We start from the raw sequence: 24,338 nt of genomic DNA on the forward strand, positions 1-24,338 counted from the left end.
TAATAAAATAAAGATAAACCACTTGAAATTTTTTGAATATGGGGGAGTACGATGGAAAAACCATGGCTTACTCATTATCCGCCAGAAATTCCGCATCACCTTGACTATCCTAATAAAACATTGTCTGATTACTTGCGGGAAACGGCGGCGGAATTTGGCGAGCATGATGCGATTTATTTCCTTGGGAAAACGCTTACATTCCGTGAAGTTTATGAACAGGCGCTCACATTGGCAAATTATTTGAGACAACTCGGGCTGCAAAAAGGGGATCGTGTGTCGATCATGCTGCCAAACTGTCCACAAGCGGTTATCAGCTATTATGGTGTGCTGTTCGCGGGCGGCATTGTCGTACAGACCAATCCGCTTTATACGGAGCACGAATTGGAATATCAGCTAAACGACAGCGGAGCAATGATGCTTATCACATTAGATATGCTTTATCCAAAAGCAGCAAAAGTAAAAGCAAATACAAAAGTGAAACATCTTATTATTACGAGCATTAAAGACTATTTGCCAACGATAAAAAAATGGCTATATCCGCTCATGCAACGGAAGCAGCAGCCAGTGATTGTCAAAGCGGAAGAACGGAGCGACCAGCATCTATTTTCCAAAATAATAGCCCGTCCGAACGCAACGGAGCCAAACGTGGAGATCGACCCTGTTGAAGATGTCGCGTTATTGCAGTATACCGGAGGAACAACCGGCGTTCCAAAAGCGGCCATGCTTACGCACCGAAATTTAATCGCCAATACGTTGATGTGTGCTCATTGGATGTATCGATGCGGAAAAGGAACGGAGTCGATTTTGGGAATTTTGCCGTTTTTCCATGTATATGGCATGACAACGATCATGAATTTAGCGATTATGCAAGCGTATAAAATGATTCTTTTGCCGAAATTTGATGCGGAAACAACATTAAAAACGATTGAAAAACTAAGACCAACGTTGTTTCCTGGAGCGCCAACGATGTATATTGCGCTTTTAAATCATCCAAATTTATCGCGCTATGATTTGTCATCGATCAAAGTATGCATTAGCGGATCAGCGCCATTGCCAGTGGAAGTTCAGGAGAAATTTGAAAAATTGACTGGCGGAAAACTGATTGAAGGATATGGGTTGACGGAAGCATCGCCTGTTACTCACAGCAATTTTGTATGGGATGGAGAACGGGTAAAAGGAAGCATCGGAGTGCCATGGCCAGATACGGAAGCGAAAATTATATCATTGGAAACAGGGGAAGAAGCAAAAGCCAATGAAATTGGTGAACTTATTATTCGCGGACCGCAAGTGATGAAAGGATACTGGAATCAGCCGCATGAAACAGAGAATGTTTTACGTGACGGATGGCTATATACGGGAGATGTTGGTTATATGGATGAGCGCGGTTATTTCTATATCGTCGACCGGAAAAAAGATATGATTATTGCGAGCGGCTACAACATTTATCCACGTGAAGTGGAAGAAGTATTATATGAACATCCGAAAGTACAGGAAGCGGTAGTCATTGGCGTTCCAGATGAATATCGTGGAGAAACGGTAAAGGCGTTTGTCGTTCTTAAACAAGGAGAACAATGCACACAAGAGGAATTGGATCAATTTATGCGAAGCCGATTGGCGGCATATAAAGTGCCGCGAATGTATGAATTTCGCAAAGAACTTCCAAAAACAGCGGTTGGGAAAATTTTGCGAAGAGCATTGCTGGAGGAAGAAATGAAGAAAGGATGAAGATTGTTGAAGTTTTTGCAAAAGATCATCTTGACAAAATAAATAAGGAGTCCTTAAAATGGAAATATGAATGAATGATCATTCATGTTTTGTAAAGGAGAATGAATGTTGAGGAGAGATAAGCCAAAATTTAAACAAATTATCGATGCAGCGGTGGTAGTGATTGCTGAAAATGGATACCACCAGGCGCAAGTATCGAAAATCGCAAAACGAGCGGGGGTCGCAGACGGCACGATTTATCTTTATTTTAAAAATAAAGAAGACATTCTTATATCGGTGTTTGAGGAAAAAATGGGCTCCTTTATTGAGAAAATTGAACAAGAGATAGCAGGAATTTCGAGTCCTTTAGAGAAATTGTACGTATTAGTAAAGAAACATTTCGAATCACTGGCCGCGGATCCTCATTTAGCCGTCGTTACTCAACTGGAATTGCGTCAATCGAACAAAGAATTGCGACATCGCATTAACGATGTGTTAAAAAGATATTTGCGCATTATTGACGAAATTGTAAAAGAAGGGATCGAAAAAGGCGAGTTTCGCCGTGATTTAGATATTCGGCTTGCAAGGCAAATGATTTTTGGAGCGATTGACGAAACGGTGACGACATGGGTAATGAACGAGCAAAAGTATGATCTAGTCGCATTAGCAAAGCCAGTGTACGAATTGTTAACAAAAGGTTGTGCATCTTCGTAAGACAGCATATTTGTTTAAAGGGGGAGAAGAGGATAATGGAATTTTTTCGTGTCCATAAAGAAGAGTTTGTCGCGGACGTAACGTTTTCTCGTCCGCCGGCAAACGCTCTTTCATCCGCTGTATTGAAAGAGCTTTCAGCCTTGCTCGATGAGCTGGAGGCGGATGATAACGTCCGTGTTGTGCTTCTTCACGGCGAAGGAAGATTTTTCTCCGCAGGAGCGGATATTAAAGAGTTTACTTCTATAGCGTCCAGCGATGAAGCGACAGTGCTGTCGCAAAATGGACAGCAAGTGTTGGAACGAATCGAGCGCTTTCCAAAACCAGTGATTGCGGCCATCCATGGCGCAGCGCTAGGCGGTGGACTGGAGCTGGCGATGAGCTGCCATATCCGCATTGTTTCCGAAAACGCCAAACTCGGCCTGCCAGAGCTGCAGCTTGGCATCATACCTGGCTTTGCCGGCACGCAGCGGCTTCCTCGCTACGTCGGCTTCGGTAAAGCGGCCGAGATGATGTTGACGAGCGAGCCGATTACCGGAACAGAAGCGGTGCAGTGGGGATTAGCAAACAAAGTGGTGCCAGAAGAGCAATTGCTCGAGGAAGCAAAAAAACTGGCGAAAAAAATCGCGCAAAAAGGCCCGATTTCGGTTCGCGCTACATTGCAGCTTTTAAATTCTTTTAAAGAAAAACCGTTCCAGGAAGCAGTGCGTGAGGAAGCGAAGCTGTTTGGAAGCATGTTCACAACAGAAGACGCGAAAGAAGGAGTGCAAGCGTTCATTGAAAAGCGTCCGCCGATCTTTCATGGTAAATAATGTTTTTAATTGACGGAATATTTAAAACTGAAGTAATGTTTAATCAAAACAAGGAGGGACTCACATGAACATTTTCGTCTTAATGAAGCGCACATTCGATACAGAAGAAAAAATTACGATTGCAGATGGCAGAGTAAACGAAGAAGGAGCAGAATTTATTATCAACCCGTACGATGAATACGCAATTGAGGAAGCGATTCAAGTACGCGACAAACATGGCGGTGAAGTAACAGTTGTGACGGTGGGCAATGAGGATGCGGAAAAAGAATTGCGCACGGCGCTAGCGATGGGCTGCGATAAGGCGGTACTCATTAATATTGAAGAAGATGTTGAAGAACAAGATCAATACACAACGGCGAAAGTTCTTGCCGAATATTTAAAAGACAAAAACCCTGATTTGATCTTGGCTGGAAATGTCGCCATTGATGGCGGTTCGGGACAAGTTGGCCCGCGCGTAGCGGAATTGCTGGGAATCCCGTATGTGACGACAATTACGAAACTAGATATTGACGGCGATAAAGTAACGATCGTCCGCGATGTGGAAGGAGACGAAGAAGTGATCGAAACATCGCTTCCACTGCTTGTGACAGCGCAACAAGGACTTAACGAGCCGCGCTATCCTTCGCTTCCAGGCATTATGAAGGCGAAAAAGAAACCGCTTGATGAATTGGAATTAGATGACTTGGATTTGGATGAAGATGATGTTGCGGCGAAAACGAAAACGATCGAAATATTCTTGCCGCCAAAAAGAGAAGCGGGAAAAATTCTTCAAGGTGAAATCGCTGATCAAGTAAAAGAGCTTGTTCAACTTTTACGTTCAGAAGCAAAAGTGGTGTAATTTTTCATAATAGGGGGACTGAAAGATGGCACGCAAAGTACTGACGTTAGCAGAAGTTCGTGATGGATCATTAAGAAACGTTTCGTTTGAGGCGATCGCAGCGGCAAAAACGATTGCCCAAGGCGGGGAAGTCGTATCCGTCCTTGTCGGCGAAAGCGTCCAATCGTATGCCAATGAGTTATTTTTCCACGGCGCCGACCGCGTCGTTGTGGTAGAGCATCCAAATTTAAAAAATTATACATCTGACGGCTATTCTCAAGCACTGAAAGCAGTGATTGACGCGGAAAACCCAGAAGGGATCGTATTGGGCCATACCTCATTAGGAAAAGACTTATCGCCGAAATTAGCGGTCAAATTAAACTCTGGCCTTGTTTCCGACGTGGTGTCTGTGGAAGAAGCTGGGGGCAACCTTATCTTTACACGTCCAATTTACTCTGGAAAAGCGTTTGAAAAGAAAATCGTTACAGACGGCATCATTTTTGTCACTGTTCGTCCGAATAACATTCAACCGTTAGAACGTGATGAATCGCGTTCCGGAGAAGTATCGAACGTTTCTGTCGACATTAAAGATTTGCGTACAATCGTAAAAGAAGTCGTTCGTAAAACAGCGGAAGGAGTCGACCTATCTGAGGCGAAAGTCATTGTTGCCGGCGGACGCGGTGTGAAAAGTGCGGAAGGCTTTAAGCCGCTGCAAGAGCTTGCCGAAGTATTAGGCGGTGCTGTCGGTGCATCACGCGGTGCGTGCGACGCGGGATATTGCGATTATTCGCTGCAAATCGGCCAAACTGGGAAAGTCGTTACGCCAGACCTTTATATCGCCTGCGGGATTTCCGGAGCGATTCAACATTTAGCTGGTATGTCGAACTCGAAAGTCATCGTAGCGATTAACAAAGACCCAGAGGCAAACATTTTCAAAGTCGCTGATTACGGTATTGTCGGAGATTTGTTCGAAGTTGTTCCGTTGTTAACGGAAGAATTTAAAAAATTAAAAGTGCATTCGTAAATTTTTTACGAAACGGGCAAAGCGAATTGCTTTGCTCGTTTTCTGCTGTCTGCTCGAAGGCATAATTCCTGCCGGAAAGCGAATATTAGAAACGAAGCAAAATATTCGCACTAAACTCCATTACGTGATATACTTTGCTTACAGTATCATAGCGAATAGGAGGAATTTAAAATGGCGATTGTAAATGCGACAGATCAAACATTTGCGGCAGAAACGAAAGAAGGCCTAACATTAGTTGATTTCTGGGCGCCATGGTGTGGACCTTGCCGCATGGTTGCGCCGGTTCTTGAAGAAGTAGATCAAGTAATGGGCGACAAAGTAAAAATCGTAAAAGTAAACGTCGACGAAAACCCAGAAACAGCGTCTAAGTTCGGCGTGATGAGCATTCCAACATTGCTTGTTTTCAAAAATGGCGAACTTGTTGACAAAACGATCGGCTATCAGCCGAAAGAAGCGCTTGTTCAACTATTGGAAAAACACGTATAATTCATTTTTCTTCAAAGAGATTCAGGCAATATATTGTCTGAATCTCTTTTTTATTTCCAATACTTTATTTTGTCCGGTTGCCCGCATTTAGAAGAAGCATACCGGGCAGCTGAACTTACCGTTAAATCATGGAAAACAAGCCATGCCGTCTATCCGAGGAGAAATTGTCGGGAATGAGTTTTTCCCTTCATTTATCAAAGTATAATACAATAACAGAGTTTGCCAAAACAACGGCAAGCTCTTTTCTTTTATGGAAAACATGATTGACTCTGATAATCATTATCTATTATAATCAATTTGTGTTAATGAAAATCATTATCAAATCAAAAATGTCGGGGGGATACATAATGTCAGTGAAATGGAGATTACTTGCTGTTTTTACAGCGTTTGCGGTAATGATGGGAGCTTGCTCAAACAGCGAGGAAACGGCAACAACCAAAACGGAGAAAAAAGAGCAAACAGCTGCTGAACAAAAAGAAGAGAAACTAGCGGAAACAAAAAAGGAAGAAATTAACTATGCCGATGTGTTTAAACAGGCGATTGCCGAGCTGGAAAAAGCAAAGCAAGGGCAAAAAGTTGACTTTGATAAAGTAACAAAACTATATGAAGAAAATTTACAGACGCTTGTACAAAAACGTGACGCCGAATTTCAAGATACGCTTGACCAGCATATTACTACTGCGCTGGCGGCAGGGAAAGATGGCTCGCTCGATCCAGTAGTCGTCAAACAAATCTTTGATAAGCTTATGCAAAAAGTATTTTATACGACAATCAAGCATGAGTTTACTGAAGTAGAGGAAAATTGGGCAAATAAAGAAGCAGTGAAAGAAGAAATCGAAGAAGCGAAGCAGTTTTACGCGATTTTACAGCCAACGGTAGAAAAGCGTGACGCCGCTTATGGAACAAAGTTAGCGGACGCGATTAATGGAGCGTTTGCACAAATTGAAGATGCGGCTGCAAAAGACGATTTGCTCGCATTCTCCTTAGGAAAGCAAGTCGTGGATAAAACGCTGATGAAAACCTTTTATTTAGCGACAGGCGCGCTTCCGCACGGCTATGCTTCAAAGGCGGCAAATGCGTCAAAACAAGATGAAAAAGAAGCGAAAGTCGAACAAGCGGAAGGATGGGCATTTTATCAATCTGTATATCCATATATGAAAAAGCATGCGCCAGAAGAAGCGGACTACATTTTAAAACAATTTGATTTGCAAACAGATGTGAAAACCCTAGATCCGGCAGCGATCAATAAAGCGTTTGTCCGCGGCTGGGCAAAGGTGGCGCTTCATGAATATGAAGAAAGTAAAGAAAGCTGGGGGCAAGATAAATCGGTGATTACTGCGTTAGAAGGCGCTTTATTTATTAATATGATGGAAAGTGACTTAAAAACGCTGTTAGGCGATCAAGCTTATGCGTCACTAAATGATCAGGCGCAGCGCTACCTTGAGGCGGCAAAAGCAAAAAATAAAGCAGAGGGAGAAAAACTTCTTTCTCAATTAGAAGCAACGTTAAGCACTGTTATTGAAAAGGCAAAATAACGATAAGGCAAAAAACCTTGTTCTTTAGCAAGGTTTTTTGCCTTCTTATGAAGCAAAACTGTATGGTAATATGCTAGTAGGAATTAATCGATTTTGAGGTGAATCCATTGAAAATTCTCGTTACAGGGGGAGCCGGGTTTATCGGCAGCCATCTTGTTGCCAAATTGCTCTCGTTTGGGCACAATGTGGCGGTCGTTGATAATTTTCATCCTTATTACTCTGTGGAACGAAAAAATCGGCAATTTCGTGAGTTGACGGGAGGAAGTCTTCCCGTTTATCGCATTGACTTATTAGATGGTGAAAAAACGGAAAAATTGTTTCGCCGCTATCAGCCGGACTGTGTATATCATTTAGCGGCGCTGCCGGGCGTTCCCAATTCGCTTCTTAAGCCGCTTGATTATGTCGATTATGATATTAAAGCGACGATTAACGTGTTAAAGGCGTCGGGGGAAGCCGGAGTCGGGCATGTGTTATTCGCCTCTTCTTCGTCCGTCTACGGCAATCAAGGAAACATACCGCTGAAAGAAGAGATGGCAACGGGAGAAGTTGTTTCGCCATATGCCGCCGCAAAATACGGAGCGGAGTCGTTTTGCTATGCGTATGCCCACCTATTCGGCTATCAGGTGACGATTTTTCGCTATTTTACCGTATACGGCCCGTGGGGCCGACCGGATATGGCAATCAGCAAGTTTATCCGCCATCTGTTGCATGACGAAGAGATTGTCGTGTACGGAACACAGACAGCAAGAGACTATACGTTTGTGGACGATGTCGTCAGCGGAATGATAGCGGCGCTCGACCGTCGAGGCGGAAATGATGTATTTAATTTAGGATCGGGGCGCCCAATCACGATGGAGCGATTGCTGCAAGAACTTAAAACGCATTTTCCAACGATGAAGGTGAGATACGCTCCGGAGCGAAAGGGAGATGTGAAAGCGACATGGGCGGACATTACGAAAGCACAGCGGGCGTTCGGATACAAACCAAGCGTAACGTTCGAGGACGGGCTTGCGCGGACGATCGCGTGGGCAAGGATGTATGAAACGTAAGCACGCAACGATAGCGGTGAGGCTGGCCGGAGCCGGGCTTGTTCTTGTTTTTCTATGGCTGACATATCGCTATTTCGATGGAGAAGAGCTTCTTAGGCAGCTCTACCTGCTTCTTCAAAGACCGGACACGCTGGCATGGATGTTGATCATATACGGCGCTTCTTTTTGGCTAAGGGCGCTGGCATGGAAGTCATACGTAGGAAAACCAATTTCTTTGATTGTATACGCCAAAGGCATCTTTTTCAGTTTGCTCATTAATCATATCGCTCCGTTCAAAGTAGGCGATATTGCCCGTGTGGCTGTTTTAGCAAAACAAAAGGACGTTTCTGTCGATGAAGCCATTCATTCGGTGGCGGTGATGCGGCTTTTGGACATGCTTGTTTTATGCCTTTTGTCCGCATGGGGAATGTATGCATACGTCCATCGTTTTCCTGCAATAAACGCAACGGTTATTGGTGTTGTCGGAATAATCGGTGTTTGTGCAGTCGCTGTTTTGTTGTCGCGTAAATCGGATGCGAAGTGGATTCGTAAACACTATCACATGATAAAAAGCGCGTTAAGAGGAAAACGCGGCGTTTATATGGTGGGAATGATTGCGCTTAGCTGGCTGTGTGAGGCGGTTGTCATTTATGAGATGACCAACACGCTTGGAATGTCGTTAACATTTTTAGAATCCGCGTGGGTCAACAGCATTACTGTTTCTGGTCAAGTGTTTCAAATCGCTCCAGGCGGGCTGGGGACGTATGAAGCGGTAATGGCATTTGCGATTACGAGAATCGTACCGGGCTGGAACGGCGCGTATATGGCTGCGATGATGACCCATGCGTTCAAATTTGTTTTTTCTTATTTGGTTGGCATTGCCGTACTGTTTATGTCGCCAAGAGATATTTCGTTCGTCTGGGCGGCTTGGAAAAAAGGAAGGGAGAAACGATGAAAGAAGCTTCAACATTTGAAAAAGTAGCGGCGCGATGTTGGAATTTGCTGAATGAGGGAAAACCGTTTACACCGATTTTCGTTATCGGGACGATGGCGATCTACCATCTTGCCGATTTCGGCACCATCGAGCATATGAAGCACTGGCTCTTAGGTTTTCTCGCGGTGCTTCCACTTTTTGTTATCTATTATATGTACGACTATCCGTTATTTTTGCGAAATTATTTATGGATTCCATACGTTGTGTTTTTAATCGTTTGGCAGTTTGCCGACCTTAAGCTGTTAGGCCTGGCGCTGGGGCTATATTTTTTCTTTACCGTCTTTTTTTGGGGAACGCTTTACTATCATTTGCGCATTGGTACGTCATGGTGGAATTTTACACGTTTTTGGAAGTTAGTGCTGAAAAATAGCGATTCGACAAGCGGAAACGCGCAAGAACAGCTGCCGAAATTTTTGCTGCTTTTGTCGATTTGGCAATATGTATATGTGCAGCTGGAGGGGGAAGCAGGCAATCTTTCTTTTGCCGGCTTTGCGCTCTATTATGCGGGTGTTTTTTTGTTTTCTTTCATTTTGCACAGCCAGTTATTTGACTGGAAGCCAAAAATCATTCCGACATATACCAATAATGCCAGCGTTCCAAAAGAGCCAATCAATGAGAAAGTCATTGTGATCGTCATCGACGGTATGCGGAAAGATCGGTTTGAGCAAGCAAATGCGCCATTTTTAAAACGGCTGCGCCAGCAAGGAACGGAATTTACGCAAATGGAGACGGTTTATCCAGCGCGTACCGTCGTTTGTTTTACCTCGATGTTCACCGGAACCTATCCGTTTGAACACGGCATCCGCTCTAATATGGTATGGAAGCTTGGCATCAAAGTAGAAAGCATTTTTGATTCACTAAGAAAAGTAGGGAAAACGGGGCGGCTGCTTGGCATTGCCCATCTCGTCGATTCGTTTGGAGATGATGTTGAAACGGTAACAGCGGTCATGCATAATGACGTAGCTGACCGCAACATCATCGAACGCGCCAAACGCATGATGGAAGAGCAAGATCCTGATTTGCTCATTGTTCAATTAATTGCCACGGACCAAACGGGACACAGCCGCGGTGTATTATACGAGGAATATCTTCAAAAAATAGAAGAAGCGGATGCGCTTATCAAGGAGTACGTCGAGTGGCTCGAACAGAAAGGAAAATTAAAAAACGCAACGTTAATCATTTGCGCCGATCATGGACAAGCAGACGGCATCGGCGGACACGGGCATTTGGATGAAGGAGAAAGATTTGTGCCATTCTTCTTATATGGGCCGGCGATTGAGCGAGGAAAGCGGATCGATGAAAAGAAAAGTTTGGTGTCCGTGGCGCCGACGATTGCTTATTTGCTGGGCGCTCCGTATCCTAGCCATAGCCGCGGTCCTGTACTAACGGAAGCGATTCGAAAGAGGGAAGCAGAGGATGAAGAAGCAAAAAGTGATCGTCTTTTTACCAGCGTATAATGAAGAACAATCGATTGGCGAGGTCATTCGCAAGATTCCCCGCCATTTTCATCCTTGTGTGGATGTGAAAGTATTAGTGATTGATGATGGTTCGACCGATAACACAGTAGCAGCCGCGAGAGAAGCGGGTGCTGATTACATTTATCAAATGCCGGAAAACCGCGGGCTTGGTGCCGCTGTACGTCAAGGATTGCAGGAATGCCTCCGTCTCGGTGCGGATATCGGCGTGATGATTGATGCGGACAACGAATATCCGGCAGAACAAATTCCGGATTTGCTTGCTCCGATTTTTGCTGGAGAAGCGGATTATACGATGGGCTCGCGCTTTCTCGGCACGATTCGGGGGATGAAATGGCATCGCCGTCTTGGCAATTACTTCTTTACATTTCTGCAATCGCTTCTTCTTCGAACATGGATTTATGACGGTCAATCGGGAATGCGCGCCTTTTCCCGGCAAGCGATGGAGCACGCCGAGATCATCCATGATTATAACTACGCGCAAGTGATTACGTTAAATTTAGTCCGCAAAGGGTTTCGTGTAAAAGAAGTGCCGATTCGCTATCAAGTGCGGACAACGGGACAGTCATTTATTAAATTTCGAGCGTATGTCACGGCCGTTCTTCCAGCAATTTGGAAGGAGATGCGGCGGCCGGTAAAAAAAGTGGTAATTGATGAAGACGCCCACCGCCTTCCAAGCATAACTGAAAAACAATGTTCGTAGTCCCTTTCCTTTTTCCGGACAGGAAAGGGAATTTTTTCATTAATATATTGACATAGAAGATGATAATCATTATCATTGATGATGTAGGAGGAGATTGATAATGAGGCGATTTTGTTTGTTTTTTTCTCTAGCGATGATATTCATTCTCAATAGTGTTCCGATTTCTGCTTTTGCGTACTCCTATGGCGACCCGAATGAAGAAAAAGTAGCAGAAGTTTATAAACAAATGTCGGAAAAGTTAAACGAACAGCCGCCAAACTTTGCGGAGGCGCGCAAAATTTTCGAAACGGTCAAAGAGGAAATTGATATGCATATGGGAACGGAGCCTTCGCAAGCAGTATTATCGGCGCTTGATAAAAAGGATAAAAAAGCTGTTTTAAAAAATATGGAAAAAATTCTTGTTTTAAATGTTGCACGCCGGTTGGAAAATATCGAGAAAAATTTTGAGCAATATGATACGAGCAAACGGTTATTAGCGAAGGCATTTGCTACATACGAAGCGCTTTCTCCAATCGTGCAGGCGAAAGACGCGGCCCTTGACAAGCAGTTGAGGGATGAATTTGATAAGGCGCTGCAGTCGTTAGGAAACCCTGGATTGTTTGGCGTCGGCGAAAAGAAAGCGAACAAGGAACAATTTAAGAAAAGCAAGGACATGATTTTAACGTCATTGCAAAAGCAATTTGGGTTGAAAAGTTTGAAGGTGGGACATTTTTCGGAAAGTGAAACGGAAAAGCCGCAAGAAGTAGAGAAAAAAGAATGGACGGACTTATCTAAATTAAAAAACTGGATTCCGATTGCGATTCTTATTGTTGTGATTGCCGGTGTTGCCGTGTATTCATGGCGCCGCAAGCAGGCGTGACGGATGGAAACAAAGGGGGAGACATGCGATGGAAGTTCAAGCGCTGTTGATTACATTTCGCGAGGCGCTCGAGGCGCTGTTGATTGTCGGAATTATTACGTCTTATTTAAAGCGCGTCAATCATCAAGAATATACGAAGTACGTCTGGCTTGGCGCTGGCTTGGCGGTTTTAGCGAGCTTTGGGGTTGCGATTCTTTTCCAAGTCGTGCTCACTGGATTTGCCGCGATGGGAAGCGAAACGTACTTAAAGATCGGCATTATGTTTGTTTCGGCGATTTTGCTGACACAAATGGTCTTTTGGATGGCCGAGCATAGTCGCAATATGAAAAAAAGCGTCGAAGGAAAGATGGATCAATTTATTACGACCGGCAATGTCGTTGGAATGGTTATTCATTCGTTTTTAGTCGTGCTCCGTGAAGGTGTCGAAACGGTCTTTTTCTTTGCCGCGATTACCCATGGAAACATCGGTGCGGCGATGAAAGGATGGGGAGCGGTGACAGGAATTGCGGTTGCGGCGATCGTCAGCTACCTTTTCTTCAAAGGAACGATGCGCATTCCGCTGAAGACGTTCTTTAAAGTAACCGGAGCGTTCATCGTATTGATTGCCGCGGGACTATTAGTCCAAGGCATTTCCATGCTTCAGGATTTAAATATCATCGGCAGCGTGATGCCGCATGTATATGATTTAACATGGCTGCTTCCAGAACATCCGATTGATTATGAACATTATCTCCGCGATCATGGCGTCGCGCCTGTCTTTTCAGGAGAAGTTGGCGTGTTTTTGAAAGCGCTCTTCGGCTATTCGTCCATGCCATCCATTGAAGAAATCATCGCCTATATTGGATATTTTGTCGTGATTTATTTATTAGTTACAAGCCGCAACACAAATAAGAAAAATGTGGAGCAACCAACAACCGTTCAAGCGCTTGAACCAAAAACGAAAAAGGTAATGTAGAAAGTACAAGGCTTAGCCTTGTGCTTTTTCGTCTTTTTTGCCAAATATGTGCCATGTAGAAAAAGGGGAGAAAGATGCTGAAACATTTTCTAGGAAATAATCGACTTTTGTCATATTTCAGTTTAGTCATTTTATTTTGCTTGTTTTTCGTAGAAATCTATTATGCAAGCCCTTATGCGGCAACATGGGATCAAGTCGATTTTGCATTGGCGTTAGACCGTTATGATTTATTGGCTATGCAGCCGCATTTTCCGGGCTATCCATATTTCGTGTTGGGCGGCATGTTTATTCATGCATTTGTTGACAATCCGGCAAAAGCGCTATCCGTCTTTAATATCATTGCATTGTTTTCGGCAACGATTCCGATCGTTCTCCTGTTAAAAAAGCATTTCTCGACTTCCATGTCATTGTTCATTAGCGCGCTCCTCCAGTCGGCAAGCTATATCATGGTGATTGCGGGCCAGCCGATGTCAGACGGCGCGGCGCTGGCGGCGCTGTGGTGGTATTTTTGGTCCATCGAATTGGCAAGAAAGCGAGATGCATGGTGGATACAGCTGGTTCCGCTTGCCTTGTTTAGCCTGTTAATGGGAATCCGTTTGTCGTATGCTCCATTTGCGGTGGCGATTTTGTTTTTATGGTACGAAGATTGGAAAAAACATCGCAGTGCCTTTCGAATCGGCTGTTTTTTGACGTCCGCTGCCTTTTTTCAATTTATTTGGATTGCTGCGGTCGCGGCGACGGAAGGAAGTTTCCAATCCTTTTTCAAACTGGCTCTTTCATTTACGAGCGGCCATTTCAAGGAATGGGGGGGAACGGCGGCAAGCGACGGGCAGCCGTTATGGGAGCGAGTGATTTACTTTTTCTTTTATAATATTTTATGGACAGGGATAGCAAGCCAAAATGTGATCCTGCTTTTTTTGTATATGGTTGTATGGACAGCGATATGGAAGTCAAGGAAGTCCACGTTCCCGCGCTGGCTTCTTGTTTCTGGATTCGTTTATTTTCTTTGGGTGTTATTTGCGCAAAATATCGAAAAACCGCGCCATATTCTCCCGCTTGTTCATCTTGTTTTGTTGTACGGATGGATTTGCTTTCTCCGCAATCATATGTTTATGTATCGATGGAGCATAGCGATGGCGGTGTTAGCCGCACAATTCGCAACGGGAACATGGCATATGCGCGAACAAGCATTACAGTTGCCAGCAACCTATCAATTAGCGTATGATTTACAAAATAGCAAAGAGAAATTTGTTCTATATACATGGGAAGAAACGCGCGTGATGCAATACCTCGATGTGGACTTTCCGCATAAAGACGTGCTGCATTTTTCATTTTTTTTACAAGACAAGGAGAACTATCGACATGCTAAAATTTATATGACCGATCATGTGGTCAGAGGATTTCAAGCGCAAGGGATTTCCCTTTCCCGCCATGTGCGGAAAGTGAAAACATATCGTTCCAGCACACTCGCAGATCCAGTGTACGGAAACATTACGCTGTATGAATGGATGAATTAATTTGATGGAGTGATTATGATGCATGATCACTTAAAAGAAAAATTAGCTGTGCTCCCGGAGCAACCGGGATGTTATTTGATGAAAGATAAAAACGGTACGGTTATATACGTCGGCAAAGCAAAAGTGCTGAAAAACCGCGTGCGCTCGTATTTCACCGGCACGCATGACGGAAAAACGCTGCGGCTTGTCAACGAAATTGCCGATTTTGAATATATTGTCACTTCTTCGAACATCGAAGCGCTCATTTTGGAAATGAACTTAATTAAAAAGTACGATCCAAAATATAATGTGATGCTTAAGGATGACAAAAGCTATCCGTTTATAAAAATTACCGCGGAGAAGCATCCTCGCCTAATCATTACGCGAAAAGTGAAAAAAGACGGCGGAAAATATTTCGGGCCGTATCCGCATGTACAGGCGGCAAACGAAACGAAGAAACTGTTAGACCGCATTTATCCGTTGCGCAAATGCTCGACCATGCCGAACCGCGTTTGTTTATATTACCATATGGGACAATGCCTGGCGCCGTGCGTGCATCCGGTGTCCGAACAACAAAATAGAGAAATCGTTGAACAAATCGTCCGCTTTTTAAACGGCGGGTATAAAGAAGTAAAAGAAGAGCTTGCAGAAAAGATGATGAAAGCAGCCGAAGCGCTCGAATTCGAACGGGCAAAAGAATACCGTGATCAAATTGCCCATATTGAAGCAACGATGGAAAAGCAGAAGATGACCATGAACGATTTCGTTGATCGCGATGTGTTCGGTTATGCCTATGACAAAGGATGGATGTGCGTACAAGTATTTTTCATTCGTCAAGGGAAGTTGATCGAGCGCGATGTATCGATGTTTCCGATGTATCAAGACCCAGATGAGGAATTGCTGACGTTTTTAGGACAGTTTTATACCAAAGCGAACCACTTTAAGCCGAAAGAGGTCATTTTGCCCGCTGACATTGACGGCGAACTTGCCGAGCAGCTGCTGGAAGTAAAGGTTGTTCAGCCGAAAAAAGGAAAGAAAAAAGAACTGGTTGATTTAGCAAGCAAAAATGCGGCAATTGCTTTGAAAGAAAAATTTTACTTAATTGAGCGGGATGAAGAACGAACGATCAAAGCTGTAGAAAATTTAGGAAAAATATTAGGAATTCCGACCCCGCATCGCATTGAGGCGTTTGACAATTCCAATATTCATGGCGCGGATCCTGTTTCAGCCATGGTAGTTTTTATCGATGGAAAACCGGAGAAAAAAGAGTACCGCAAATACAAAGTCAAAACCGTAGAGGGACCGGATGACTATGAATCGATGCGCGAGGTGGTAAGAAGACGTTATACTCGCGTGCTCAAAGAAGGCCTCCCGCTTCCCGATTTGATTATTATTGACGGAGGAAAAGGGCATTTAGCTGCGGTAAGGGATGTACTTGAAAACGAATTAGGACTTGATATTCCGCTCGCTGGGCTTGCAAAAGACGACAAGCATCGCACATCCGAGTTAATCATGGGGGATCCGCCGCAAGTTGTTCCATTAGAAAGAAACAGCCAAGAGTTTTATTTATTGCAGCGCATCCAAGACGAAGTGCATCGGTTTGCGGTTACATTTCACCGGCAAACGCGTGGAAAAACGATGTTTCATTCTGTGTTAGATGACATTCCTGGCGTTGGGGAAAAACGAAAAAAAGCGTTATTAAAGCATTTCGGGTCCATTAAAAACATGAAAGAAGCAACGATCGAAGAATTGCAAAAAGCAAACATTCCGCGCTCTGTTGCTGAAAAAATTTATAAGAAATTGCGAGAATAATATTGTCAACAATACGAAAGTTTGATATGATTGCAATAAATTTCATATTTATACACTTCCAAACGCCGAAGTGAAGATAGAGGTGCGAACTTCAAGAGTACACATTCGGAGGAAAATGAGTTCCGATGATGAGTGTGGAAAGGGGAGCGTCGCCGAAGTGGAAAAAGTCTCATTGCTTTTTCCGCTGGTCCTGCGTTTAAGAAATGTAGGACTGTCAAGATGTGATTCATCTTGGAGAGCTATCTCACTGTGCGGGGCGAATTCACTTTTTTCGCTTTCGTGATGCACAGCAATGAGATTCCTCTCATTGCTGTTTTTATTTGCAAACAAATAAGCGATATTCATGGTAAAGGGTGAGACGAATTGGGAATCATTGTACAAAAGTTTGGCGGAACGTCTGTTGGTTCCATCGAAAGAATTCAACATGTGGCGAATCGGGTGATTGAGGAAGCCCAAAAAGGAAATGAAGTTGTCGTTGTTGTTTCGGCAATGGGAAAAACGACTGATGAGCTTGTCAACTTAGCGAATCAAATTTCCAATCATCCTAGCAAACGGGAAATGGATATGCTTCTTTCGACAGGGGAACAAGTGAGCATTGCGCTTTTGGCAATGGCGCTTCACGAAAAAGGATATAAAGCTGTTTCATTGACAGGATGGCAAGCGGGAATTATGACGGAAGAAATGCACGGCAATGCCCGCATTATGAACATGGATATGACGAGAATCCGCCGCCACCTTGATGAAGGGGCAATTGTGATCGTTGCGGGGTTTCAAGGAGTAACGGAAACAGGGGAAATCACCACGCTCGGCCGCGGCGGTTCCGATACAACAGCGGTGGCGCTAGCGGCAGCATTAAAAGCCGATAAATGCGATATTTATACGGACGTAACCGGCGTGTTTACAACAGACCCGCGTTATGTGAAAACAGCAAGAAAAATAAAAGAGATTTCCTATGATGAAATGCTTGAGTTGGCCAATTTAGGGGCAGGGGTATTACATCCGCGCGCCGTGGAATTTGCGAAAAACTACGAAGTGCCGCTGGAAGTGCGTTCAAGCATGGAAAACGAAAGAGGAACGATGATAAAGGAGGAAGTTTCAATGGAGCAGCATTTAATCGTACGAGGAATCGCGTTTGAAGATCAAGTAACAAGAGTAACGGTGGATGGAATCGAAAATAGTTTATATACATTGCCGAATATTTTTACGGCTCTTGCCAATCGTGGCATCAATGTAGATATTATTATTCAAAGCGCGGCAAATTCCGAAACAGCGTCTGTTTCTTTTTCGATTCGCACGGAAGATCTGCAAGAAACGCTCCAAGTATTACAATCGTTAAAAGGAGCAAATGTGCAATATGAAACTGGTTTAGCAAAAGTATCGATTGTCGGCTCCGGTATGATTTCTAATCCGGGAGTAGCTGCGCAAATGTTTGAAGCGCTAGCGAATCAAGGCATTGAAATAAAAATGGTCAGCACGTCAGAAATTAAAATTTCCACGGTCATTGACGAAAAATATATGGTTTCGGCCGTCGAGGCGCTTCACGAAGCATTCGGGCTTGCCGAAGAAACCGTAGCGCTGCGCTCATAAAAATGGCAAAAGCCTGCATTCGCAGGCTCTTAGCTATTTATTTCATCTTTGCGATCCCATTTAATGGTGATTAACACTTTATTAGCACGTTTCTTTTGTTGTTCGAACGCTTCGGCAACGCGGCGTTTTTGATGCTCAATTTGTTGGGCTAGAAATCCTGCTTCCAACTGAAATGTACAATTTTCGTGAAGAGCAAATCGCGCGGCGATGATCGGACCTGTCAACTCAACGTGAAGCTCGTCGCTGCGTTCTTCGACAATGGAAAGCGTTCCCCATCCAGCTTTTTCAAAAAACGTGATGATATCGGATATCGTTTCTAGCGGATAATGGCGCGCCAAGCTTTTACCAGCCCAGTATAAAATGCTTGCTGTTTCTTTTCCGAGCAATTCAGGAAGAAGAATTTGCCGAATCAGTTCAGAGCCAAATGCGGAAATATGAATGTTTTCTAATGCTTTATATTGTTCTTCTAGCGATGGTAGTTTCACATGCTTCCCCTCTTTCTATCTACTCTAACATTATAGCGAAATGGAGGGGAGTGCGCATTATCTTTCTTATGATCAGACATTGTTTAAATATTCAAACGTTTGAACATTTTATGACTTTGTTTTCTTGACGCTTGTACAATGTGAGAGTACAATGAATGTGACAAAATGATTATGGTAATGGAAGCAATTACATTCTATGAATCATTACCTTTTCATTTTTGTGGATGGGGAGCGCATTAATTTTTCATCGTTATTATTCAAAGGGGGTTTACATATGGCAGGAAATCGCGAATTTTATTACCGTCGGCTCCATTCGCTGTTAGGAGTCATTCCAGTAGGGATCTTTTTAGTACAACATTTAGTCGTAAACCATTTTGCGACAAAAGGACCGGAAGCGTTTAACCGTGCTGCTTCCTTTATGGAGAATTTACCGTTTCGCTATTTTTTAGAAATATTCGTCATTTTCCTTCCGCTGTTGTTCCATGCCATTTATGGACTTTATATTGCTTTTACGGCGAAGAATAATGTCGGCCGTTACGGATATTTTCGCAATTGGATGTTTATGCTGCAGCGATTAACGGGAATTATTACGTTAATTTTTGTAACATGGCATGTATGGGAAACACGTGTTCAAGCCGCTATTGGTGCGGAAGTAAACTATGAAATGATGGCGAATATCGTCGATAATCCGGCGATGCTTGCATTTTATATTGTCGGAATTTTATCAACAGTATTCCATTTTGCGAATGGTTTATGGTCATTCTGTGTAAGTTGGGGTATAACAGTATCTCCTCGTTCACAACAAGTTTTCACCTATGTGACAATGCTTATTTTTGTCGCGCTTTCCATCGTCGGCATTCGTGCCATTTTGGCATTCTCTTAATCGACAACTAGCAATCTTTTAGGGAGTGAGTAGCAATGAAAAAAGGAAAAATCATAGTAGTTGGTGGCGGTCTAGCTGGTCTAATGGCAACGATTAAAATCGCGGAAGCAGGCGTACCTGTAGAATTGTTTTCCCTCGTGCCTGTTAAGCGGTCTCACTCTGTCTGTGCACAAGGTGGGATTAACGGTGCGGTAAATACGAAAGGGGAAGGCGATTCTCCTTGGGAACATTTCGACGATACCGTATATGGCGGTGACTTTTTAGCGAACCAGCCTCCGGTAAAAGCGATGTGTGAGGCAGCGCCAAGCATCATTTATATGCTTGACCGCATGGGAGTCATGTTCAACCGTACTCCTGAAGGGTTGCTTGATTTCCGCCGCTTCGGTGGAACGCAGCATCACCGTACTGCATACGCAGGGGCAACGACAGGCCAGCAGATATTATATGCGCTTGATGAGCAAGTGCGCCGCCATGAAGTGGCTGGACTTGTCACAAAATATGAAGGATGGGAGTTTTTAGGCGTTGTTTTAGATGATGAACAAATTTGCCGAGGAATCGTTGCGCAAGATTTAAAAACAATGGAAATTAAAGCGTTTCCTGCGGACGCGGTCATTATGGCGACAGGCGGACCAGGAGTCATTTTCGGAAAATCGACGAACTCGATCATCAACACAGGTTCAGCAGCGTCTATCGTCTATCAACAAGGCGCATACTATGCAAACGGGGAATTTATCCAAATTCACCCAACGGCGATTCCGGGGGACGATAAACTGCGCCTCATGAGTGAGTCAGCCCGCGGGGAAGGCGGAAGAGTCTGGACATATAAAGACGGAAAACCTTGGTATTTCCTTGAAGAAAAATATCCGGCTTATGGAAACCTTGTTCCTCGTGATATCGCGGCTCGTGAAATTTTCCACGTTTGCGTCGATTTGAAGCTCGGCATCAACGGCGAAAACATGGTATACCTTGATCTTTCTCATAAAGATCCGAAAGAACTAGATATCAAACTTGGCGGTATTATTGAAATTTACGAGAAATTTATGGGCGAAGACCCTCGCAAAGTGCCGATGAAAGTATTCCCAGCTGTTCACTATTCGATGGGCGGCTTATGGGTTGATTATGATCAAATGACAAACATTAAAGGATTGTTTGCCGCTGGCGAATGTGATTACTCGATCCATGGCGCAAACCGTCTAGGAGCTAACTCCTTATTATCAGCGATTTACGGCGGCATGGTTGCTGGACCAAATGCGGTTAGATACATTAACGGTTTGGAAAAATCAGCAGACGCAATGCCATCATCGTTGTACGATCGCTATGTGAAACAAGAAGAAGAGCGTTGGAACAACATCTTGTCCATGGATGGAACAGAAAACGCGTATGTGCTTCATAAAGAGTTGGGCGAATGGATGACAGCAAACGTTACAATCGTTCGTTACAACGATAAGTTGTTGAAAACAGACGAGAAAATCCAGGAATTGTTGGAACGCTATAAAAACATCAGTGTTACAGACACGTCGAAATGGAGCAACCAAGGCGCAACATTTATTCGTCAGTTATATAATATGCTTCAACTAGCGCGGGTAATTACGCTAGGCGCTTACAACCGTAACGAAAGCCGTGGTGCACACTATAAACCGGAGTTTCCAGAGCGCAATGACGAAGAGTGGCTCAAAACAACGATGGCACGCTATACCCCAGATGGACCGGCATTCCACTACGAAGATGTCGATGTATCGTTGATTAAGCCACGCAAACGCGACTACACGAAAAAGAAAGAGGAAGTGAAATAAACGATGAGCGAGAAAAAAACGGTTCGATTCATTATAACACGTCAAGATCGTCCTGATTCTGCGCCATACGAAGAAGAATTTGAAATTCCATATCGTCCGAATATGAACGTCATTTCTGCGCTGATGGAAATTCGCCGTAATCCGGTTAACGCGAAAGGGCAAAAAACAACCCCAGTTGTATGGGAAATGAACTGTTTGGAAGAAGTATGCGGCGCTTGCTCGATGGTCATTAACGGCAAACCGCGTCAAGCATGCACAGCGTTAATTGATAAATTAGAACAGCCAATTCGTTTGGAACCAATGCGTACGTTCCCGGTAGTTCGCGACTTGCAAGTAGACCGCAGCCGTATGTTTGACTCGTTGAAAAAAGTAAAAGCGTGGATCCCAATCGACGGAACGTACGACTTAGGTCCTGGTCCGCGTATGCCAGAACGAAAACGCCAATGGGCATACGAGCTTTCAAAATGTATGACATGCGGTGTATGTTTAGAGGCATGTCCAAACGTCAACAGCAAATCGAATTTCATCGGTCCAGCACCGCTTTCCCAAGTACGTCTATTTAATGCGCATCCAACAGGCGCGATGCATAAAGCGGAGCGGATGAAAGCGATTATGGGTGACGGCGGTTTAGCGAACTGTGGTAACTCGCAAAACTGTGTGCAATCTTGTCCAAAAGGAATTCCGTTAACCACTTCGATCGCTGCACTAAACCGTGAAGCGACGATTCAAATGTTCCGCAACTTCTTCGGAAGTGACGAAGTATAATGATGAAAATCCTCTTCATGGCTTTCATGAAGAGGATTTTTATTAGGGGGATATGTAATGAAGCAGATTGACTACATTGATCAGTGGGAACAATGGGAAAAGTCGTTTACCTTCTTTCACAAGGTGAAAGTGCGTTTTTGCGAAACAGATATGTTCGGTCATCTTAATAATACTGTTCCATTTATTTATTTTGAGGAAGCAAGAACCGCGTTTTTACATTGCCTTAGTTTGATGGAAAAATGGACAGAAAAAGACTCCGAAGAAATTCCGGTTGTTGCCGATTTAAAGTGTGATTTTTTAAAGCAAGTGTTTTTTAATGATGAACTATACATATATGTGAAAGTCCATCATATCGGCAGATCGTCTATTGACTTACATTATATGGCAAAACGCGATGGTAAGGAAATTGTTTTTGTCGGCCGAGGGACGCTTGTCCAAATTAATAAACATACAGGGAAAAGCGTTCCTTGGCGCGATGAGGTGAGACAAATGCCCCAACAGTCCCAAGCAGCGGCAATTGTTTAGAAAAAATACCTATTTTTCTATTAGATAAGCGAAATTCCGTCACCGTAACCTCCTCTTTCACATACTATATGGTGAATAATACCCATCCGGTAGTTCAGGTCTAGTGAAAGCAAGGAGGGTTACAATACTTGAAGGATAAATCATTTCAACCAAAGCCGTTGCTAACGAAAAGAGAGAGAGAGGTATTTGAATTATTAGTTCAAGATAAGACGACGAAAGAAATTGCCAGAGAACTGTTTATTAGTGAAAAAACGGTTCGCAACCATATTTCGAACGCAATGCAAAAACTTGGGGTAAAGGGGCGATCCCAAGCAGTTATTGAATTGCTTCGAATGGGAGAACTTGAACTATAAGAAATGCCGGCTCACCTTATTTTAAGGTAGCCGGTTTGTTATATTTTAAAGATGAAATTTAGTTTTAAAAATAAAAACGATTTACCCATTGATTATGTGGCAAAGTGGAGTAAAATGAGATATATCAAATATTGTCGAATAAAATAAAAAAATTGTATTTTTTTGTTGCATTTTTATAGAAAAACATTAAAAATAATGAATGCACCGTTGTAGAGGAGATTGTATGTCTTTTGATGAAAAGACTGTTGCAGATCTAGATCGATATATTGCCGCAAATTTAAAACAACGAGACCGTGAAATTTTAGCGTAGTATCCAATCACACCGCCGCAATTCGCCATGCTAAAATAGCTATTTGGAAGAAGAGGACTTGACGATCGGCGAATTATCGAACAAAATGTATCTGGCATGTAGCACAACATTTAGTAGACCGAATGAAAAAATACGGGCTCGTTGCTAGAGTAAAAGATCGGCACGACTGACGAGTTGTACGCATTCGTCTTCTCGAAAAAGGGAAACGAATGATCGAAGAAGTGATAAAAAGCGTCAACATGATTTGGCGCAAGTGTTGCGAAATTTTTCTAATCAAGAAATTGTCTTTTTAGAAAATACTTACGAAAACTACATCAAGAAATGAAAAAAGAATGAGGCGGATCAATTGGAAAGAGCAATTGGTGTTATTGACTCAGGAGTTGGTGGATTAACTGTTGCAAAAGAAATTATGCGACAGTTACCAAAAGAACGGATTGTTTATCTTGGGGATACAGCTCGTTGCCCATATGGGCCACGCCCTAAAGAGGAAATTCGTCAATTTACATGGGAAATGACGAATTATTTATTGCGGTATAATATTAAAATGCTTGTTATTGCTTGTAATACGGCAACAGCTGTCGTATTAGACGAAATCCGGGAACAGCTCGATATTCCGGTATTAGGCGTGATACATCCTGGAGCTCGTGCGGCGTTAAAAGCGACGAAAAACGGGCATATCGGTGTGATTGGTACGATTGGTACAGTAAAAAGCGGTGCGTATGAAAAGGCGCTAAAATCCATTAACCATCGAGTTCGTGTAGAAAGTTTAGCATGTCCAAAGTTTGTCCCGCTTGTAGAGAGCGGAAACTTCGAAGGAGAAGAAGCGAGAAAGATAGTCGCTGAATCGCTTGAACCGTTTAAGTCGAGCAATATGGATGTCCTTATTTTAGGATGCACTCATTATCCTTTGTTAAGTCCTCTTATTAAAGAATATATGGGAAAACGCGTAAAACTAATTTGTTCCGGTGATGAAACCGCACGTGAAGTTAGTGCGATTTTGCATCATAGCCATCTTCTTTATACAGGGCAACGAGAGGCAGAACACTTATTCTTTACGACAGGATCAAAAGAGCTGTTCCAAAAAATTGCTTCCAAATGGTTTGGAAAGCCAATTGAAAATGTTCAAACGATTGAATTATAAAAAAATCCTTTAGCGTAAAAGCTAAAGGATTTTTTTATTCTATTTTCAAAAAAGGCTCGTATACATAGATAGTAGTACAAACTAT

Annotated in this window: 23 protein-coding genes, 1 pseudogene and 1 riboswitch; of the genes and pseudogenes, 23 read left to right on the plus strand and 1 reads right to left on the minus strand. The window is 43.4% G+C overall.

Annotated features, from left to right (window positions below):
- Positions 1-51: 51 nt before the first annotated feature.
- From QSJ37_RS13210 to QSJ37_RS13285, 16 genes are all read left to right on the plus strand, one after another.
- Entirely contained in the window at positions 52-1,725 is a 1,674-nt protein-coding gene (locus tag QSJ37_RS13210) for a long-chain-fatty-acid--CoA ligase (protein ID WP_285755555.1), read from the plus strand.
- 108 nt (positions 1,726-1,833) lie between these two features.
- Positions 1,834-2,418: a fatty acid metabolism transcriptional regulator FadR gene (locus QSJ37_RS13215; RefSeq protein ID WP_285756134.1), complete on the plus strand. Its 585-nt coding sequence runs from the start codon at positions 1,834-1,836 to the stop codon at positions 2,416-2,418.
- A gap of 35 nt (positions 2,419-2,453) precedes the next feature.
- Positions 2,454-3,227 (plus strand): enoyl-CoA hydratase, encoded by a 774-nt coding sequence (locus QSJ37_RS13220; protein WP_285755556.1) that lies wholly within the window; start codon positions 2,454-2,456, stop codon positions 3,225-3,227.
- 64 nt (positions 3,228-3,291) lie between these two features.
- Entirely contained in the window at positions 3,292-4,065 is a 774-nt protein-coding gene (locus QSJ37_RS13225; protein ID WP_015864731.1) for an electron transfer flavoprotein subunit beta/FixA family protein, read from the plus strand.
- A gap of 25 nt (positions 4,066-4,090) precedes the next feature.
- Positions 4,091-5,068, plus strand: a complete 978-nt coding sequence (locus QSJ37_RS13230) for an electron transfer flavoprotein subunit alpha/FixB family protein (RefSeq protein ID WP_015864730.1) — start codon at positions 4,091-4,093, stop codon at positions 5,066-5,068.
- A gap of 171 nt (positions 5,069-5,239) precedes the next feature.
- On the plus strand, positions 5,240-5,554 hold the full coding sequence (gene trxA, locus QSJ37_RS13235; protein ID WP_015864729.1) for a thioredoxin: 315 nt from the start codon (positions 5,240-5,242) through the stop codon (positions 5,552-5,554).
- Between the two features lie 347 nt (positions 5,555-5,901).
- A complete protein-coding gene (locus tag QSJ37_RS13240; protein ID WP_285755557.1) occupies positions 5,902-7,089 on the plus strand; it encodes a hypothetical protein in 1,188 nt (395 codons plus the stop codon).
- Between the two features lie 107 nt (positions 7,090-7,196).
- The gene (locus QSJ37_RS13245) at positions 7,197-8,138 is read left to right on the plus strand and encodes an NAD-dependent epimerase/dehydratase family protein (RefSeq protein WP_285755558.1); all 942 of its coding nucleotides are present in this window, start codon (positions 7,197-7,199) and stop codon (positions 8,136-8,138) included.
- Entirely contained in the window at positions 8,128-9,072 is a 945-nt protein-coding gene (locus tag QSJ37_RS13250; RefSeq protein ID WP_285755560.1) for a lysylphosphatidylglycerol synthase transmembrane domain-containing protein, read from the plus strand. The genes QSJ37_RS13245 and QSJ37_RS13250 overlap by 11 nt, the downstream gene beginning before the upstream one ends.
- Positions 9,069-10,568 (plus strand): alkaline phosphatase family protein, encoded by a 1,500-nt coding sequence (locus QSJ37_RS13255; protein WP_285755561.1) that lies wholly within the window; start codon positions 9,069-9,071, stop codon positions 10,566-10,568. Before QSJ37_RS13250 ends, QSJ37_RS13255 begins: the two co-directional genes overlap by 4 nt.
- Entirely contained in the window at positions 10,528-11,289 is a 762-nt protein-coding gene (locus tag QSJ37_RS13260; RefSeq protein WP_285755563.1) for a glycosyltransferase family 2 protein, read from the plus strand. The genes QSJ37_RS13255 and QSJ37_RS13260 overlap by 41 nt, the downstream gene beginning before the upstream one ends.
- A 100-nt stretch (positions 11,290-11,389) precedes the next feature.
- Complete coding sequence (locus QSJ37_RS13265) at positions 11,390-12,148, plus strand: hypothetical protein (RefSeq protein WP_285755564.1); 759 nt, start codon at positions 11,390-11,392, stop codon at positions 12,146-12,148.
- Positions 12,149-12,176: 28 nt separating this feature from the next.
- Complete coding sequence (locus tag QSJ37_RS13270) at positions 12,177-13,103, plus strand: FTR1 family iron permease (protein WP_285755565.1); 927 nt, start codon at positions 12,177-12,179, stop codon at positions 13,101-13,103.
- A gap of 77 nt (positions 13,104-13,180) precedes the next feature.
- Positions 13,181-14,620, plus strand: a complete 1,440-nt coding sequence (locus QSJ37_RS13275; RefSeq protein WP_285756135.1) for a nucleoporin-interacting protein — start codon at positions 13,181-13,183, stop codon at positions 14,618-14,620.
- Between the two features lie 18 nt (positions 14,621-14,638).
- The gene (gene uvrC / locus QSJ37_RS13280) at positions 14,639-16,411 is read left to right on the plus strand and encodes an excinuclease ABC subunit UvrC (protein ID WP_285756136.1); all 1,773 of its coding nucleotides are present in this window, start codon (positions 14,639-14,641) and stop codon (positions 16,409-16,411) included.
- Between the two features lie 69 nt (positions 16,412-16,480).
- A riboswitch (Lysine riboswitch) is annotated at positions 16,481-16,661 on the plus strand.
- Between the two features lie 113 nt (positions 16,662-16,774).
- A complete protein-coding gene (locus tag QSJ37_RS13285) occupies positions 16,775-17,998 on the plus strand; it encodes an aspartate kinase (protein ID WP_285755566.1) in 1,224 nt (407 codons plus the stop codon).
- 29 nt (positions 17,999-18,027) lie between these two features.
- Here QSJ37_RS13285 and QSJ37_RS13290 read toward each other — a convergent pair whose 3' ends face one another.
- A complete protein-coding gene (locus QSJ37_RS13290) occupies positions 18,028-18,483 on the minus strand; it encodes a YslB family protein (RefSeq protein ID WP_062753113.1) in 456 nt (151 codons plus the stop codon).
- 274 nt (positions 18,484-18,757) lie between these two features.
- Here QSJ37_RS13290 and QSJ37_RS13295 point away from each other — a divergent pair, with 274 nt between their 5' ends.
- The 7 genes and pseudogenes from QSJ37_RS13295 (at position 18,758) to racE (ending at position 24,253) form a co-directional block, all read left to right on the plus strand.
- Positions 18,758-19,366, plus strand: a complete 609-nt coding sequence (locus QSJ37_RS13295; RefSeq protein WP_285755567.1) for a succinate dehydrogenase cytochrome b558 subunit — start codon at positions 18,758-18,760, stop codon at positions 19,364-19,366.
- A 35-nt stretch (positions 19,367-19,401) separates the two neighbouring features.
- Entirely contained in the window at positions 19,402-21,159 is a 1,758-nt protein-coding gene (gene sdhA / locus QSJ37_RS13300) for a succinate dehydrogenase flavoprotein subunit (protein WP_285755568.1), read from the plus strand.
- Positions 21,160-21,162: 3 nt separating this feature from the next.
- The gene (gene sdhB / locus QSJ37_RS13305; protein WP_015864710.1) at positions 21,163-21,924 is read left to right on the plus strand and encodes a succinate dehydrogenase iron-sulfur subunit; all 762 of its coding nucleotides are present in this window, start codon (positions 21,163-21,165) and stop codon (positions 21,922-21,924) included.
- A gap of 57 nt (positions 21,925-21,981) precedes the next feature.
- A complete protein-coding gene (locus QSJ37_RS13310; protein WP_285755570.1) occupies positions 21,982-22,449 on the plus strand; it encodes an acyl-CoA thioesterase in 468 nt (155 codons plus the stop codon).
- Between the two features lie 128 nt (positions 22,450-22,577).
- Positions 22,578-22,802, plus strand: coding sequence for a helix-turn-helix domain-containing protein (locus tag QSJ37_RS13315; protein ID WP_003248783.1), 225 nt, complete (start codon positions 22,578-22,580; stop codon positions 22,800-22,802).
- 223 nt (positions 22,803-23,025) lie between these two features.
- Positions 23,026-23,448, plus strand: a pseudogene (locus tag QSJ37_RS13320) (MarR family winged helix-turn-helix transcriptional regulator).
- A gap of 10 nt (positions 23,449-23,458) precedes the next feature.
- On the plus strand, positions 23,459-24,253 hold the full coding sequence (gene racE, locus QSJ37_RS13325) for a glutamate racemase (RefSeq protein ID WP_062677864.1): 795 nt from the start codon (positions 23,459-23,461) through the stop codon (positions 24,251-24,253).
- Positions 24,254-24,338: the final 85 nt, after the last annotated feature.

Source organism: Parageobacillus sp. G301 (genome assembly GCF_030268025.1).
Classification (GTDB): Bacteria; Bacillota; Bacilli; order Bacillales; family Anoxybacillaceae; genus Parageobacillus_B; species Parageobacillus_B toebii.